This is a genomic window from Bacillus sp. FSL W8-0645 (assembly GCF_038007905.1).
GTDB lineage: Bacteria > Bacillota > Bacilli > Bacillales > Bacillaceae > Bacillus > Bacillus pumilus.
In genome coordinates, this window is sequence record NZ_JBBOYC010000001.1 from 3,003,689 (window position 1) to 3,019,465 (window position 15,777).

Annotated in this window: 17 protein-coding genes; 5 read left to right on the top strand and 12 right to left on the bottom strand. The window is 42.7% G+C overall.

Going from position 1 to position 15,777, the window contains the following annotated elements:
* Positions 1–81: 81 nt before the first annotated feature.
* Complete coding sequence (locus NST39_RS15560; protein ID WP_113768044.1) at positions 82–582, top strand: phosphatidylglycerophosphatase A family protein; 501 nt, start codon at positions 82–84, stop codon at positions 580–582.
* Between the two features lie 46 nt (positions 583–628).
* Here NST39_RS15560 and NST39_RS15565 read toward each other — a convergent pair whose 3' ends face one another.
* The 3 genes from NST39_RS15565 to NST39_RS15575 are packed head-to-tail and all read right to left on the bottom strand — an operon-like array spanning position 629 to position 2,144.
* Positions 629–1,396, bottom strand: a complete 768-nt coding sequence (locus NST39_RS15565) for a TIGR01457 family HAD-type hydrolase (protein ID WP_341029982.1) — start codon at positions 1,394–1,396, stop codon at positions 629–631.
* An 18-nt stretch (positions 1,397–1,414) separates the two neighbouring features.
* A complete protein-coding gene (locus NST39_RS15570; RefSeq protein ID WP_268485311.1) occupies positions 1,415–1,849 on the bottom strand; it encodes a DUF86 domain-containing protein in 435 nt (144 codons plus the stop codon).
* A gap of 19 nt (positions 1,850–1,868) precedes the next feature.
* A complete protein-coding gene (locus NST39_RS15575) occupies positions 1,869–2,144 on the bottom strand; it encodes a YutD family protein (RefSeq protein ID WP_003213192.1) in 276 nt (91 codons plus the stop codon).
* 120 nt (positions 2,145–2,264) lie between these two features.
* Here NST39_RS15575 and NST39_RS15580 point away from each other — a divergent pair, with 120 nt between their 5' ends.
* Positions 2,265–2,900: a YhcN/YlaJ family sporulation lipoprotein gene (locus NST39_RS15580; RefSeq protein ID WP_185106880.1), complete on the top strand. Its 636-nt coding sequence runs from the start codon at positions 2,265–2,267 to the stop codon at positions 2,898–2,900.
* Positions 2,901–2,939: 39 nt separating this feature from the next.
* Here the strand turns inward: NST39_RS15580 and lipA are convergent, their stop codons facing one another.
* A complete protein-coding gene (lipA, locus tag NST39_RS15585; protein WP_034317455.1) occupies positions 2,940–3,836 on the bottom strand; it encodes a lipoyl synthase in 897 nt (298 codons plus the stop codon).
* Positions 3,837–4,163: 327 nt separating this feature from the next.
* Between lipA and NST39_RS15590 the strand changes: the two genes are divergently transcribed.
* Positions 4,164–5,108, top strand: a complete 945-nt coding sequence (locus tag NST39_RS15590) for a M23 family metallopeptidase (RefSeq protein ID WP_223250688.1) — start codon at positions 4,164–4,166, stop codon at positions 5,106–5,108.
* A gap of 56 nt (positions 5,109–5,164) precedes the next feature.
* Here NST39_RS15590 and NST39_RS15595 read toward each other — a convergent pair whose 3' ends face one another.
* From NST39_RS15595 to NST39_RS15615, 5 genes are all read right to left on the bottom strand, one after another.
* Positions 5,165–5,395, bottom strand: coding sequence for a hypothetical protein (locus NST39_RS15595; RefSeq protein WP_341029132.1), 231 nt, complete (start codon positions 5,393–5,395; stop codon positions 5,165–5,167).
* Between the two features lie 129 nt (positions 5,396–5,524).
* Entirely contained in the window at positions 5,525–6,289 is a 765-nt protein-coding gene (gene yunB / locus NST39_RS15600) for a sporulation protein YunB (RefSeq protein WP_044140941.1), read from the bottom strand.
* A 75-nt stretch (positions 6,290–6,364) separates the two neighbouring features.
* Positions 6,365–6,670 carry a YunC family protein gene (locus NST39_RS15605; protein WP_012011159.1) on the bottom strand — a complete coding sequence of 102 codons (306 nt, stop codon included), beginning with the start codon at positions 6,668–6,670 and terminating at the stop codon, positions 6,365–6,367.
* A 66-nt stretch (positions 6,671–6,736) separates the two neighbouring features.
* Positions 6,737–8,110, bottom strand: a complete 1,374-nt coding sequence (locus tag NST39_RS15610; protein ID WP_341029133.1) for a bifunctional metallophosphatase/5'-nucleotidase — start codon at positions 8,108–8,110, stop codon at positions 6,737–6,739.
* 63 nt (positions 8,111–8,173) lie between these two features.
* Positions 8,174–9,025 (bottom strand): DUF72 domain-containing protein, encoded by an 852-nt coding sequence (locus tag NST39_RS15615; protein ID WP_044140858.1) that lies wholly within the window; start codon positions 9,023–9,025, stop codon positions 8,174–8,176.
* A gap of 314 nt (positions 9,026–9,339) precedes the next feature.
* Between NST39_RS15615 and NST39_RS15620 the strand changes: the two genes are divergently transcribed.
* Positions 9,340–10,494 carry a PucR family transcriptional regulator gene (locus tag NST39_RS15620; protein ID WP_341029137.1) on the top strand — a complete coding sequence of 385 codons (1,155 nt, stop codon included), beginning with the start codon at positions 9,340–9,342 and terminating at the stop codon, positions 10,492–10,494.
* Positions 10,495–10,558: 64 nt separating this feature from the next.
* Positions 10,559–11,716, top strand: a complete 1,158-nt coding sequence (locus tag NST39_RS15625) for an oxalate decarboxylase family bicupin (RefSeq protein ID WP_185106789.1) — start codon at positions 10,559–10,561, stop codon at positions 11,714–11,716.
* A 67-nt stretch (positions 11,717–11,783) separates the two neighbouring features.
* Here NST39_RS15625 and NST39_RS15630 read toward each other — a convergent pair.
* From NST39_RS15630 to NST39_RS15640, 3 genes are all read right to left on the bottom strand, one after another.
* A protein-coding gene (locus NST39_RS15630; RefSeq protein WP_341026768.1) for an IS3 family transposase occupies positions 11,784–12,934 on the bottom strand; the annotation gives its coding sequence in 2 pieces (ribosomal slippage) (positions 11,784–12,661 and positions 12,661–12,934; 1,152 coding nt in all).
* 127 nt (positions 12,935–13,061) lie between these two features.
* Positions 13,062–14,252, bottom strand: coding sequence for an MFS transporter (locus NST39_RS15635; RefSeq protein ID WP_065098072.1), 1,191 nt, complete (start codon positions 14,250–14,252; stop codon positions 13,062–13,064).
* A 160-nt stretch (positions 14,253–14,412) separates the two neighbouring features.
* The gene (locus tag NST39_RS15640) at positions 14,413–15,648 is read right to left on the bottom strand and encodes a pyridoxal-phosphate-dependent aminotransferase family protein (protein WP_341029984.1); all 1,236 of its coding nucleotides are present in this window, start codon (positions 15,646–15,648) and stop codon (positions 14,413–14,415) included.
* Between the last annotated feature and the right edge of the window lie 129 nt (positions 15,649–15,777).

Sequence of the window (15,777 nt, forward strand, 5' to 3'; positions counted from 1 at the left end):
TTGAGGAATTTATGAATACTATTTACTATCCGAAGCTTTTTACACGTTGTGGACAAATTACGAGGATTGGGTGAGGAATATATGCCACATCATCATGAGATGAACGAAGTAGAAAAAACAGCAAGACGCCGTTTACAAGAACGAGGCGTATCCATTCAAGATATAGCAGACCTTGTCTACTTTTTACAGGAAAAATATCATCCTGGCTTAGACATGACAGAATGCATCCACAATGTGGAGCGTGTCATCGCAAAACGAGAAGTCCAAAATGCGATATTAACAGGCATCGAACTAGACGTACTCGCCGAGCAAAAAAAACTGACCGAGCCGCTTCAGTCTATTCTAGAAACAGACGAAAGCCTGTATGGTGTTGATGAAATTTTATCGTTTGCTATCGTCAATATTTATGGTTCGATCGGCTTTACGAATTACGGATATATCGATAAAGAAAAACCAGGAATTCTCGGGACACTCAACGATAAATCCACAGGAGAGTGCCACACCTTTTTAGATGACATTGTCGGCGCCATTGCTGCTGCAGCATCAAGCAGGCTGGCACATAGTGCGAGAAATGTGGAATAAAGCAAAAAAGAGGACGCGCGCATAACGCTTGTCCTCTTTTTTATGATCATCGCTCAATCCACTCTGATAATGAATCAATGACATAGGTTGGCTGTTTGTCATATTTCTGAAGCAGCTCTTTTGTTGTCACGCCTGTATGAACGAGTAATGTGTCCATTCCTGCATTCATCCCTGCCATAATATCCGTATCATAATTATCGCCCACCATGAGCGTCTCAGACAAATCGGTCCCGAGCACCCGCATGGCTTGTTCCATGATGATGGATTCTGGTTTTCCGATAAATGTTGGCTGGACTGTAGTGGTAACGGTCAATACAGATGTTAACGAGCCGTTGCCTGGCAAAAGCCCTCTTTCTGTTGGAATAGCAATGTCTCCATTTGTTGAAACAAATTGTGCGCCTTGACGGATGGCAATCGCACCGACTGCGAATTTTTCATATGTAATGTCGCGGTCAATTCCAACAACAACGAAATCAGCGTCTTCCTGACCAAACGTCAGCCCTTTTTCTTCAATGGCCTGCTTGATTCCTTCTTCACCGATGACGTAAACAGACGCGTCTTTCTTTTGTTCGGCAATATAATTGGCTGTTGCCATACTTGTTGTAAAGACTTGTTCTTCTGTTGCTGGGATATTGAATGAAACAAGTTTTTCTGCTACCTGCTTCGGCGTGCGTGACGAGTTATTCGTGACAAACAAGTAGGGAATGTTTAGCTCATTTAACTTTTGAACAAATTGACCTGCTTCTTCAATCTTTTCTGTTCCTTTATACATCGTCCCGTCTAAATCAATTAAATAGCCTTTGTATTTCATGATGTTCACAACTCCAATGGATTATTTAAACGCTGATACTGGGCCAAGCTCCTGCTCTAAGTAGGTACGGATGCGGCTTGGGAAAACCTGTAGCGCATGCTCAACCTCGCTGATCACCTGCAGCAAGTCGTGATGAACCACTTCTTGGTATTGCTGTACAAGTGTTTTACGGCACGAGACAAGCTTTTTCAACTGACTGCCTTCCTCTTCGGGTACAACCTTTTCATCAACAAGAATATCCATGATGTCATCATAGCTTCCTGGATCACGCATAATAAAGCCATCAATCATGTCATTTCCCGTATCAAGAATACATTCGACGAGTAAATGAACAATTCGTTCCAGTGCTTTTTTCTCTAGTGGACTTGTCCATGTTTGATGACTGCGCATCAACTCATATTGATCCTCGAAAAAACGTAATGTCTCTTCAATTTTTTTTCTGTCTACGAAATACATCATGACGCTCCCCTTTGCGTTATTTTCTGATTCGTTTTAAGACAAAATAGGCACAGCCAAAATTACAGTATTCATAAATGTATTCATCGAGTGTGCTGATTTTTGTATCAAATGTGGCCTTTTGGTTTTGGTCATCAAAGAACCCCTTCAATCTCAGCTGATTGTAGCCCCAGTCCCCCACAATATAATCGTACTTATTTAAAATATCTGAGTACCTTGCTTTAAACGCTTCTTCATCAAAACCGTCTTTAATATCTCTTACAAGATCAAAAGTAGCATTTTGAATGACGATCATCTTCTCACCTCTTTTTAAACGATCCATCTTTAATGATAATTCATTGGAAGAACTCCATCAATTGCTAAAGCATGTTTTTTCCGTTTTAGCCGAAGCTAAAGAAAAAAGGAGGTCACATTTATGAAGAAACAACTGACAGCCGCGATTCTTCTCAGCATGCTTTTAGGCGGGTGCGGCTTTCAATCAGGTATGAACCGGCAAGTGGATGAAGATTCTTCAAGTAAAACCATCCGTCTGTCGGATCGTCATGAAGGAAATAATTCCAACATGCCGGAAGCAGACACAAACAGAGCAGGGTATGTTCGTTATCAGCGCCAGCAAGTAACAGATCAGAAAGAAAGAACACCTGCTTTAAATCGCGAGCATCTCGCCCACGTCATTACAAGTTTAACTGTGCAGCTGCCAAACATCAAAGATGCAGCCACACTTGTGACAGATGAGGATGCACTGATTGTGTATCGAACAGGCAACAAAAACCGGGATGAATCTGCCGATCAAGTAAAGAAAACGGCGGTTTCTGTTCTCCCTCGTTATTATCATGTATACGTCTCTGATAATCCAGAGCACTTTCAATCCATTACCAATTTTTCACGTCTTCAAACCAATTCACGTGATTTTGATCAAATCTTAACCAAAACAATTCAACAAATGAAATATTCTCCTCAAGGTGGAGATATTTCTACGAAAGAAGATGCAAATGGTATGACGAATTCCGACCGTACCATGAGAAGAAACGCCCCTTACGGCCAAAATTAACACGAGAAAAAACGCCAGAGATCTCTGGCGTTTTCTTTGTTATGCTTGCGCCTGACGCTTTTTAGACGCTTCGTTTACTTGTTCATCTGCATGGTAGGAAGAGCGCACAAGCGGTCCAGCTTCACAATGGCTAAAGCCTTTTGACATCGCAATTTCTTTCAGCTCTGCAAACTCATCCGGATGATAGTATTTTTGAACTTTTAGATGTTTTTTCGAAGGCTGTAAATACTGACCAATCGCCATAATATCGACGTTGTTAGCAAGAAGATCATCCATCACTTCAATGATTTCTTCCTTCGTTTCACCGAGTCCAATCATAATGCTTGATTTCGTTGGAATGTCGGGCTGCATTTCTTTTGCACGGCGCAAGAATTCTAATGAACGATCATATGTAGCACGCGCACGAACCCTTGGCGTTAATCTGCGAACGGTTTCAATATTGTGATTTAAAATGTCAGGACGTGTGTCCATTAACGTCTTCAAATTATCGTAATTGCCGCCCATATCTGAAGGGAGAACTTCAATTGTCGTAAATGGGCTTTTTCTTCTAATGGCACGAACGGTTTCAGCAAACACACCTGCTCCGCCATCCTTTTGGTCATCCCTTGCAACCGCTGTTATGACAGCATGCTTTAAGTTCATCAAAGCCACTGAATCTGCCACTCGTTCTGGCTCTTGCAGGTCTAGCTCAGTTGGAAGTCCAGTTTTCACCGCACAGAAACGGCATGCGCGCGTACAAACAGATCCAAGGATCATAAATGTAGCGGTTCTTCTCACTGCCCAGCATTCATGAATATTCGGACATTTTGCTTCCTCACAAACGGTATTCAGGTTGTTTTCCCGCATCATTTTTTTCAAACCGGTATAGTTTTCATTCGTATTCAGCTTAATTTTAAGCCAGTCCGGTTTTCTTACGTGCTCTTCCTTCTTTGCCAATTCCATCATCTCCATATGAATTCGTTAAAGGTGCATCTACAAAAATCTTCCTGCTATATACGATGGATGCAGCTAAGAAGCTGCAAAAAATTGAATCTTCGGCCTAAAGCCTTTTCTTTAGACACTTTAACATAGTACAGATTGAACAACAAGGGAATGAGCTGCAAAAATACCCAAAAGCCTCCTAAAAAAATCACAAGAAAATTACTAACATTTTCTTCTTATGAAATAGGGTGATCTAACCACACTAAACGGTAGAAGACGATGCTTGATGAAAGGAGATGGACGTTTGTGAAAGTGGTTTTAGCCATCATGATCGCTCTTTCAATGCTCCCTTTACCTGTTCATGCACAAGGGGAAGGCAAGCAGCCAGATGTACTAAAGCAGCGAATGGCACTATACGAAAAAGTCGCCATCACGACACAGGTTCCATGGTATGTACTTGCTGCGGTTGATCAGTATGAGCACAATATTCGAAAAAGCAGAAGAGATTTACCGAAACAAAAAGGCGTCATTGGTATCTACATTCCCCGGGAAATGTGGATCGGCCCTGAAAACCCGAATAAGCAGGATACCTCTCCTTTAAGCATTAAAGTGTTTGATGGAATTGGACTTGATGGAAACGGGGATGGAAAAGCGAACAGCGATGACGATGAGGATGTATTATTCACGTTTGCTCAATACTTGCTTCATTACGGCAACAGCATTGATCAATTAAAAATTGCTTTATGGGACTATTATGGACGAGATCAAACCGTTGGAATCATTTCATCTTTTATGAAGCTATATCAGCACTATGGTCATCTTGACCTCGGAAAGCACGCTTTCCCTCTTCCAGTCGGAGCTGACTACAGCTACCGGAGTACATGGGGAGATGCAAGAGGATTTGGAGGCCGAAGAATTCATGAGGGTACGGATTTATTTGCCCATTATGGACTTCCCGTTCGTGCGACATCGTATGGTGTGATTGAAATGAAAGGCTGGAACCGCTTTGGCGGCTGGCGGATTGGGATTCGAGATATTCATAACCATTATCATTACTTCGCTCATTTAAATGGCTTTGCAAAAGGACTCAAAGCAGGTCAAATTGTTGAACCCGGACAGGTCATTGGATCTGTCGGAAGCTCCGGTTATGGCCCTCCAGGCACAGCAGGAAAATTTCCACCGCATCTTCACTATGGCATGTATAAAGACAATGGCAGAACTGAATGGTCTTTTGATCCATACCCTCATTTAAGGGCGTGGGAAAGAGCTGAGCGGAAACGACATTAAAGAAAAGGAGAAGTTTAGCGTTTTCGCACTCTTCTCCTTTTTCATGTCTAAGCAAGTTACTGCTCATTTTTCTCCTTCAAACCTAAAATTAAAAATAGAATTCCCATGATGAGAAAAATGACATACACAACGGTTACTTCCAATGGAATCATGTCAAACATACCTCTAAAAATATCGATACTTAAACTTTCATTTCTGAGCAGTAAAATGGATGCTGTGATATATTTAGCACTAAATACTATGGCAAAAACCAAAAAACAAATACCACTTACATAAAGTTTCTTCATAAAGCTGCTCCCCCTAATAACAATTAAAATTGATCATGACACATTCATCCATATGGAATCAAGTAGTGAATGAGGTTTTTATTTACAATGACTGCACATCAAAAAACAGCCCAATCATTCCTTGGGCTGTTATTCTTTCTTCTCCTTTTTCTCTGGGAGAACAATCGATGGAGCGCCTGAGTTCGTTCCGCTGCCATTGTAATAATCTGGTACGTCTCCTTGAACGGCTTGTATGGAGACGGGAACTGAGTTTTTGACCACGATTGTTTCAGATGCAAACGGGATAATGACTCTCACCTTGACCTCGATTAGAACACTAATATCAATCAAGGCATTGTTGATGCCATAAGGCTTAATGTTTTTTTCAACGTCCGTATGCGGATCACCAATGACACTAAACCGTACAGGCACTTTTGGTCCTAGGTTGGCGATGAGTGCATTTCCGGACGCTTGCCCAAGCGGAATGTTATATATAATGCCATCATGTCCATCTGTTTGATCCTTTAATGCTTCTTTTGCCTCTTTTTGAAAGTTCCCCTTTTCAATGTCCTCTAAATTTTTTTGAAGATGACGTGACAGGTCAGCCATTGCTTTCGATGTTGCCTGCGCATTAAAATCGATGGTCGTTACTTTTCCGTTCTCACTTGTATTCATGACCACCATATCCTTCATATTCTCCTGATCTTCTGCAAAGTCTTGGACGGAATATTGAATCAGATGATTGGCGATACGTTCTGTTTCTAGTTCAGCAATGTGAATAAGGGTTGGTTTAATGGAGCGGTTAATAAAAAATAGACTAATGACGGTTGAGAGTACAAAGAATAAGATGGCAAGCAGCATGACGTATCGGAATGGCAAAGGGCCCTTTTTATAGGGGCGATAGCGGCGGTTCATTCTCAATAAAAAATCCCCCCTTCTCCACTACAAGTGTATGCAGACAGGCGGGGGGATAGGAATCATCTCTCCATTTTATTTGACCATTTTTAATAAGGCGTCTCTTCCAATGGTTCCAGCTGTAATGCCTAACGCTTCTGCAGCGTATGTCACAGATTCTAAAGGGGCATCAAGCAATTGCTCAATCGTTCTCACACCAACTGCTCTCCCTGCGATAATGCCTCTATCTGCAAGCTTTTCATTTAAGAGCCCGACATCCAGTGCACCGCACATGATATATCCATGTTCATTTGTCACTGCCATAAAATTCGTTTTCGGCAGTTTGACGGTGACGGCTGTAAAGGAATGTCCATCGATTGTTATAGGTGTTAAATTCACCAAATCCCTCACTCCTCTCATCACAATCTATGTGACAAGAGGGCGAGTGTTGTTAGGCTAAAGCGGATTTCATGTGGCTTCCTTCAGGCGCCAAGTAAGCACATCACGTAAAAATTCCGGCATGAAATATTCAATGTGTTCATGGTCACGGATATGAGGAAATAGAGAGCCTAATGTATACATATCGACTGTGCCAACCGTATATAAGGCGTCTTTTCTGATCAATTGATCGTGCACAAAAACATCCTTTACCCGTTTGGTTTCGCCTTCTTCTACTGTATAAGTGAGGCCGCTATACAACATTTTCCCCATCAGTTCACCTCTAAAGCCAAAGCCCTTGATGCGTAGCTGTTCCATTTTTTCTTCACATGCACGCCGAACGGTTTCGATGAGCTGTTGACCGGAAAGCGTCACCCTAATTGGGTTAATGGGATGCGGGCAGATTCGATGGACTTCTTCTCTTGTCACGATTCCTGCCTCTAATGAATCAAGCACCATGCCTGCATTCATCATGCCGATATCTGCCCCGCACCAATCTTTAATGGCATCTGTTAAGAGCTGCGGAAGCGGGGATTCATCAAACCACTTCGTTTCTAGCCTTGATTCAATCGCGGTTACTTTTTCCTGCATGAGGGCTTTTGCTCTTCTCTCTGCTTGCTGTAAGGTAGTGATGGCTTCATCTGATTCACTGTTCAGCTGATCCACTGACTGCACCGTTGCTTTTTTCTCGATTAACTCTTTGCTCGCTGTGTCAATGGTCAGCTCGACACAGCCAATATAATGCCCATACTTTTCAGCGCATGCAAGCAGTACCCCATTGTCCATTTCACCCTGTTCTAACAAATGATGCGTGTGTGAGCCTAGGATAATATCGATGTCTGGAAAATCACGGGCGACCTCCCGATCATGGATGATACCAAGATGGGATAAGAGCACAATGATATCCGCTTGTCCCTTCACTTCCTGCAGCATGTCCCGTATGCTCTCAAACGGATCTGTCATCTCCCAGCCCAGCTTTTCATAGACGGGTGTATACGCAATGGTCACGCCTAAGAGACATATTTTCAGTCCATTTTCCATTTGGATCATATGATAGGGCTTTGCCCACGCTGGCCTTTTGCCTTTCTCAAATAAATTAGACAGGATCACTGGAAATTGTGCATGCTCGTATAATTGATCGAGCTGATCATGAGGCAGCGTAATGCCTTCATTATTCCCAATCGTGACCCCATCATAGCCAAGTTGATTGAGAAGCTTGACGTTTACCTTTCCATAATCAGCTTCTGACACAAGGTTCACTCGGTCCATATGATCGCCAATATCAAACAAGAGCATCTGATCGTGAACTTGACGCTTTTCCTCAATATAAGCTGCGATTTTTGGCCAGTTCTCAAAGTGGCTGTGCAAGTCGTTTGTATGATATAACCATAGCTTCTGCAGCATGTTGATCTCTCCCTCAAGTTGTCACTGAACCGTCTCATTCAAATTGAAAGCCGCAGCTCTCATTTAACTAAATAAATCTAACTGCTTCGGAGAAAGGCTTGAATACGTAATATCCAGCAAATCAATCATCTGCTGGCCATTCGCCGCTGCATCTCCGCCGGAGTTATTATTAAACACGACATAGACATCTTTTGATTGCTGATGCAGGATGTCGAGATTCTTTTTCCACTCTTTTAATTCAGCTTCATTATATAAATATAAGTAGCGCACTTCACGCCAATTTTCATGATCTGCTGGGTGAAGCCAGCCCTGTTTATTTCTTCCGTGAAAACGGACCAAAGTTTTATCACGGTGCGTAGCTTGTATGACTGGCGGAATAGAGCCTTCTCCAACTTGCGGCTCATCACAGACAGAATGAATCCATCCTTCTTTTTCCATAAAGGACAAGGTCTGCTCATAAAATTCATCTGAGAACCATGTGCGGTTACGGAATTCAAGGGCACATGGAATGTCCCCCATCTTCTCTTTACACCATCTTAAATAAAGGACGTGCTCTTTTTTGCAATCAAACCATGGTGGAAATTGAAATAGAACCATGGCTAGTTTCCCTTCACGAATGAGCGGAGTCAATGAAAGGATAAATGCGTCAAACATCTCTTCCTTCGAAGTAAACGGAATTTCGCCCCTCTGATGACCAGTCATTCCTTGATATGCTTTCACGACAAATTGAAAGGTATCTGGCGTATCCTTGATCCACTTTTCATGATTACGTTCAGGCTGAACTGCATAAAAGCTGGCATCCAGCTCCACAATGGGAAACGTAGACGAATAGTGAAACAGCTTTTGCGCGCTGCCGATTTTCGGCGGATAAAGACTGTCATGGTCTCCCCAGCCAGTTAATCCGATATAAATCATGTTTCTCACCTCTTGCCACTTTCATGTATAGACGGCTTCCTCACATGAAAGCCTTTTTCTCTTGGGATACCCATATTTCTGAAAGAAATTCTTCTGTCTACAACATATCATATTTGCCGGTAATTCTGAATGAAGATGACTGATGGTATGTGATTTTATTATGAGTTCTGTTTGTCATATTAGTTGACAACATTCTATCTAAAATGATGTGAGCTGATAACATAATATATATCAGAGAAGTGAACAGTGATTGTCCATTTATTTATTCATCTTCACCAAGAACTTAAGTTCTCAATAAAGGAGACTTAGTGGATATGAACATAGACGATAACCATTTTGAAGCATTGCAAAAAATCGCCGAAAGGATTCACAAGCCTGTCTATTTGTGTAACCAGCATGGGCGTCTTCTCTGCAACTCGCACATCACGAGCCCAGATTGGATTCGCATTCTCTCCTTTTTCCAAAGCAGGATACCCCATTATTTTTCGATAATAGATACGAAGCAAACCTTTTCTGTCTTTCCGATTGATCTAACCGAACAAACATGCGAGTATGTGGTCATCCCTTCCTTCATTCTTCCGCTGGATGAAACACTGCAAGCCATCATTGAACAAGCAGTACACGAAATCTCGATTGCGCGAATGAGACAATATACTGCCCAGCAAACGGCCAAGCGTGCCAGAAATGAAGGGTTTCGCAGATGGATAGACGGTTCATCGTATTCTCAGCAAGACGCTGCATACATTGCGAAGGCGTTTGGATTAAATGTAGATAGCAGCTATCTATGTATGATCTGTCAGCTTGATCAGTATCATGAGAACACTCATTTTTTGAAGCAGCAACTGATGTTAGAACAAGTCGTTGATCTGCTCGACAGCGCACTTCCAAGCTCTCCTTTCCCTTCCTTTTTATTTGTCAAAGGTGATATGGGCATTGTATTAATGGAAGAGACGAGCAGTTGGTCAGAGATGAGTGAAAGGCTCCTTTCTTTTTTGAAACAGCTGCAGATGCTCGTTAGCATTCAAGTAAATCACACCATTTCCTTTGGCGCGAGCTTGACTAGTTGTCGCATCACCCATCTGTCTGAGGGCTATAGTGAAGCATTAGAAGCGCTTCAAGCCGGACATCTCTCGGCGCAGTCGGAATATATTCAGTTCTATCAGGCAAAGGATGTGCCAGATTTATTAAAGCTTATTCCAAGAAAGGACTTAGTCACGTTTCACCAGATGCACCTTCACCCGTTATATGAAGCCGGTCAAAATCTCCTCCACACCTTATCTGTCTATTTAGAAACGCATTGCCACATTTCAGAAACAGCAAAACGTTTGTCTATTCATCGCAACACGGTCATTTATCGATTGGAGAAGTGTGAGAAGCTGCTTCGGATCCGCTTAAAAGACCCTGAAACCACATTAAGGCTGCGCTTAGCATTACGTATTCAGATGCTTCTTTCACCCCATCCTGATTGAATGTTTTCTTCCGAAGCTTCATATAGTTTGGAGGAGAAATGTGATACACAAGGAGGGATGATAAATGGATGATGAGCTGCGTCACATCCCGCAGCCAATTCGAGAGGATGGTGCTGGTGCCACCGATCTAGGCCCGCGGGACGTCCTTCGAGATATTGAGAACCCGGATATGCTTGTTCCACCTAAAACAGATGCCGGAACCATTCCCAATTTGAAATTTTCATATTCCGATACACATATGCATTTGAATCATGGCGGCTGGTCGAGAGAAATTACGAAGCGAGAGCTGCCTGTTTCCACAACGATTGCGGGTGTCAACATGCGGCTGACTCGAGGCGGAGTGCGAGAGCTTCATTGGCATAAGCAGGCTGAATGGGCGTATATGATTTTAGGAAAAGCCCGCATCACCTCTGTAGATGCAGAAGGGCGAAATATGATCGCTGATGTAGCAGAAGGAGATTTATGGTATTTCCCCCCAGGTATTCCGCACTCCATTCAAGGACTTGAGGACGGGTGTGAATTTCTTTTAGTCTTTGATGATGGCGCTTTTTCTGAATTTGATACGTTCACCATCACAGACTGGTTTGCCCATACACCGAAAAACATTCTCTCCGACAATTTTGGCGTTCCTGAGAAGCTGTTTGATGATATTCCGAATAAGCAGCGCTACATGTTTCAAGGCTCTCCGCCAGCATCATTAGAAAGCCAAACGGTATCTGATCCATACGGAAGTATCGAGCCGTCATTTACGTACCAGCTGCTTCGCCAAAAACCGCTGACGACCTCTGGTGGAACTGTCCGCATCGTCGATTCACGAAATTTCCCGGTTTCAAAAACCATTGCAGCTGCGCTTGTTGAAGTAAAGCCTGGCGGCATGAGAGAAATGCACTGGCACCCTAATAATGATGAGTGGCAATACTATTTAACCGGTACAGCCAAAATGACGGTCTTTGGAGCTGGGGGCACTGCCCGCACCTTTAATTACAGAGCAGGTGATGTTGGATATGTTCCTTTTGGTATGGGACATTACATCCAAAATATCGGCCAAACGAGCCTTTGGTTTTTAGAAATTTTTAAAAGTGATCGCTTTGCAGATATTTCGTTGAACCAGTGGATGGCCTTAACCCCTCCTCAATTAGTGAAAGAGCATTTGCATGTAGATGATGCCATGATTCGTGCACTTCATAAAGAAAAATCACCTGTCGTGACATATAAAAGGTGATGACCATTATAAAAAAACCGATCCATCGGGACTGACCCCCGTTTTTGAGACAGGGATCAAAACACCTTTATACAGCCAATTGCCGATAGTTTATCGGTGATTGGTTGTTTAGTTTCGTTTGAATACGAATGTTGTTATAATAATAAATGTATTCTTTGACAGTGCGTTCTACGATGTTGGTCGTAGTGCGGTCAATCCTGTTAAGATAGAACGTTTCAGACTTTAGTGAGGAATGAAACGATTCGATGGAGGCATTATCAGCGGGCGTCCCTTTACGGGACATGCTCATGGTAATGCCTTTTATATGAACAGCTTTCTGATACTCGTAAGATGTATACACAGAACCTTGATCGCTATGTAACACGCAATTCTCAGGCAGTGCTGGGAGCTGATTAAGTGTGTTTAAGATAAAGTCTGTGTCCTGCTTATCACCAATCGTAAAAGCAATCACTTCTCCATTATATAAATCCAATATACTGGAAAGGTACAATTGTTTCTGTCCATAAGGCAAATACGTGATGTCCGTTACTAGTTTTTCAAGAGGGCGATCAGACTGAAAGTTCCGATCCAGTATATTACCGGCCACGGCATAGGGCTGCCCATTCTTCTTACGCTTTTTCATTTTAACCCGGCATTGCCACTGGTTTTTCTGCATGATACGTTGAACAGTTTTATGGTTAATATGCATTCTCCTTTTTAGTATGGCTGTGATTTTTCGATAACCATATCGATATTTGTGCTTTCGGCACAACGTGCCGATCTGTTTCTCTAGTTGTCTTTTAGAATGATTCTGAGTCAGATTCTTTTTCCATCTATAATACGAAGCGCGTGAGACGCCTAAATGGACACAGATGTCCAGTACCGTCATCGTTTTGTGAAATTCTTCTACCAGTTTGATTGACGTTTCCTTATCAACTTCCTTTCCAATTCGTTGTACTTTTTTAAAACTTCATTCTGTTGACTCAAATAGCGATTTTCTGCCTGCAGTCTCTCTAATTCGGAAGAGTACTCGGGACCCTTTCCATAGGTATATTGTTTTCCAACAGGCTGTTCGAACCGGTGTGTATCCCCAGCTTTATGCCACCTCACCCATGTCTGAACCTGCGTCTTATTCTTGATATTCAATTTCTGCATGATCTCTTTCATAGGTACGCCTGCCAATCTCATTTCTACAGCCTTCTGTTTGACTTCAACCGGATAACTCACTCTTGTCCCCATAGAAAAAACACCTCCATGTTTTATTTCGGATCACAACGATCCATTTTCAAACTTGAAGGTGTTTTTTATTTGTCTCATCTTACGGGGTCAGTTCCATCTGTGCTGATCGGTTTTTTATAATTGAATTTTAAGAAATTGCAGAAGGATGCTGCACTTTTTTTCCCCACACGATGGATGCAATGAAGCTTATGCAAAGCACCAGTGTTCCGAGCATAAAAGGAAACTCGATATTCACATCAAATAAAATCCCCGCAAGGCTCGGTCCGACAATATTGGCAAGGCTCATAAATGATGTATTGAGGCCGCCCGCTACTCCTTGCTGATTACCTGCCATTTTGGACAGCAATGTATTGAGGGCTGGACGAACAAATGAAGTAGCCGACAAAAATAAAATAGAGCCTGCAAAGATCAGCCAAAAGGACGGCGCAACACGGCAGACGATGAGCATCAAAGCCGCTCCTAGCAGTGCATAACGCACGACGCGCATTTCACCAAATCGTTTCACACAGGCATTCACCAACGCACCTTGGACAAGCACGCCAGCAAGACCCGCAACCGTAATCACAAACGCAATATCCTTCGGTGTAAATCCATGTTTTTGGTCTACATATAAGCCAAAAATCGATTCAAAATGAATGATGCCAAAATTGAGGACAAACGCCAATATAAACAAAAAACCGTACGATGTCTTTAAAGCTTGCATCATTTGTACAAACGGGTTGAAATGAATGTCTTTGTTTAACCGTGCTTCTTCCTGCTTTTCCTTTGTTAATGTTTCAGGTAAAAACAGGATGGATAATAGGGTAGAAAGAGCTGCAAAGGAACCTGCAATGAGAAAAGGAAAAGCGATTCCGTACTCGACCAAATAGCCGCCTACGCCTGGTCCAATGACAAAGCCTAACGTCATTGCTGCACTAAATAGCCCCATTCCTTTCCCTCGATCCTTCTCACTTGTGATATCAGCGATGTATGCAAACATGGCTGGCATGAGTAAAGCCCCGGCTGCACCACCTAAAAACCGAGACACAAACAGCATCCAAAGCTGATCTGCAAATGCAAAAATAAACTGGGCAATGGTAAAGCCGGCAATCCCGGCAATGATCAATTTTCTACGTCCAAATCGATCGGTCAATGCGCCTGCAACCGGCGATAAAGCAAACTGTGTAAGACCAGTTGCAGCGACAAGAAAACCGAGTGTTTTTCCAGTTGCGCCAAAGGCTTCAATGTAACTTGGCATGACAGGGACAATGAGGCCAAACCCAAGCATGGCAATAAAAATATTGAGCATCAAAATATATAATCTGCCCATTTTCTTCATATCAAAAAACCTCTTTCTGCAAAATAAATGAAAATGATGACAAAAATGATCAGAACTTCTTCAGTATAGCGATATCACTGTCTATAAGTCTAGTTTTTCAAAATTTAGTTTTCTTTTCCAAATAAAAAAATACCCGCAAATAGCGAGTATCCGTCTGACTTTATTCATCTTGTTCATAGATAGAAAGAGCCGCCTGAAGCCCTGCGCCGCAATGGATAGATGCACCGTGTTTGATTAGAATTGCTTCCAGCCCTGCTAACACAAACAGCACATTTTCTTTTCGGCAGCTATAGCCCATTGTGCCAATTCTCCATATACGTCCGGCTAGCGGTCCAAAGGAGCTGGCAATTTCAATACCAAAATGCTTAAGCAGATCGGCACGTACCGCTTCTCCATCCATACCACTTGGAATTTCAATACATGTCACAACTGGCATTTTACAATGTGGATCACCGAACAATTCAAGTCCCATCGCTTCAAGGCCTTTCATCAAGGCTTTCTCGTGAAATGCGTGCCTTTGGAAACGCTCAGACAGACCTTCTTCCAGCACAACACGAACCCCTTCACGAAGTGCATAGAGCATCGTTGTCGCTTCTGTATGATGATTTAATCGCCTAGGGCTCCAATAATCCTGGAGCTGGCTGAGATCAAAGTAATTGCTTTTAATTGGAGAAATATCCATTTGCTCTTGCAATTCATCCTGAGTCGCAATTCCCTTTTCCACTTTCTTTCTCGATTCAACGACAGCTGCCACCCGTTCATTATACGTGATAGGTGACATACCTGATGGAACTGACAAGCACTTCTGCGTACCACCAATTGCCGCATCAATCTTCCATTCGTCCACTTTCACCTGGACCCCGCCAATGGTTGCTACAGCGTCTACAATGAACAATGCATCCAGTGCTCGGCACTCTTCACCAATTTGCTCAAGCGGCTGCATTCGTCCGGTGGATGTTTCACCATGGACCATCGCAACGATTTTAGGCCTGATCTGCTTCATTTCCTGAATGATATCGCTAGGGTCAAAAACGGTTCCCCATTCACATTCCATTGTATGTACCTCAGCACCATAGCGCTGTCCTATTTCAATGAGAAGATGACCGAACCGGCCAAAAACAGGCACAAGCATTGAATCTCCCGGCTCAATAACACTGGCAAGCACAGCTTCAAGCCCTGAACGAGACGTGCCGTCAATTGGAAAAGCCCATTCATTTTCTGTTTGGAAAAGGGACCGCAATAAGGTCATCGTCTCATTCATAATATGTGTAAATGCTGGATCAAATTGACCGAGAATGGGCGTACTCATTACACGGAGCACCCTGGGATCTACTTCAACAGGTCCTGGTGTCATAATCGTTCTTGAAGGTATTTGCAGTTCTTTCACGTTATCCATCCTTTCCCTTGCTGTCATCCTATATGCCCACTTATACAGTAATGCTGATAAAATAGCAATCTCTTTTCCTATGAACTCATTACATAAAATTTACGAGAAATCCATTTATTTCTTTCTGGCATTATGATA

Excerpts from the sequence above, each read along its gene's own strand:
- NST39_RS15560 (WP_113768044.1), top strand. The coding sequence starts at position 82 with ATGCCACATCATCATGAGATGAACGAAGTAGAAAAAACAGCAAGACGC.
- NST39_RS15570 (WP_268485311.1), bottom strand. The coding sequence starts at position 1,849 with ATGTATTTCGTAGACAGAAAAAAAATTGAAGAGACATTACGTTTTTTC.
- NST39_RS15575 (WP_003213192.1), bottom strand. The coding sequence starts at position 2,144 with ATGATCGTCATTCAAAATGCTACTTTTGATCTTGTAAGAGATATTAAA.
- NST39_RS15580 (WP_185106880.1), top strand. The coding sequence starts at position 2,265 with ATGAAGAAACAACTGACAGCCGCGATTCTTCTCAGCATGCTTTTAGGC.
- NST39_RS15590 (WP_223250688.1), top strand. The coding sequence starts at position 4,164 with ATGCTCCCTTTACCTGTTCATGCACAAGGGGAAGGCAAGCAGCCAGAT.
- NST39_RS15595 (WP_341029132.1), bottom strand. The coding sequence starts at position 5,395 with ATGAAGAAACTTTATGTAAGTGGTATTTGTTTTTTGGTTTTTGCCATA.
- yunB (WP_044140941.1), bottom strand. The coding sequence starts at position 6,289 with ATGAACCGCCGCTATCGCCCCTATAAAAAGGGCCCTTTGCCATTCCGA.
- NST39_RS15610 (WP_341029133.1), bottom strand. The coding sequence starts at position 8,110 with ATGCTGCAGAAGCTATGGTTATATCATACAAACGACTTGCACAGCCAC.
- NST39_RS15615 (WP_044140858.1), bottom strand. The coding sequence starts at position 9,025 with ATGATTTATATCGGATTAACTGGCTGGGGAGACCATGACAGTCTTTAT.
- NST39_RS15620 (WP_341029137.1), top strand. The coding sequence starts at position 9,340 with ATGAACATAGACGATAACCATTTTGAAGCATTGCAAAAAATCGCCGAA.
- NST39_RS15625 (WP_185106789.1), top strand. The coding sequence starts at position 10,559 with ATGGATGATGAGCTGCGTCACATCCCGCAGCCAATTCGAGAGGATGGT.
- NST39_RS15635 (WP_065098072.1), bottom strand. The coding sequence starts at position 14,252 with ATGAAGAAAATGGGCAGATTATATATTTTGATGCTCAATATTTTTATT.
- NST39_RS15640 (WP_341029984.1), bottom strand. The coding sequence starts at position 15,648 with ATGGATAACGTGAAAGAACTGCAAATACCTTCAAGAACGATTATGACA.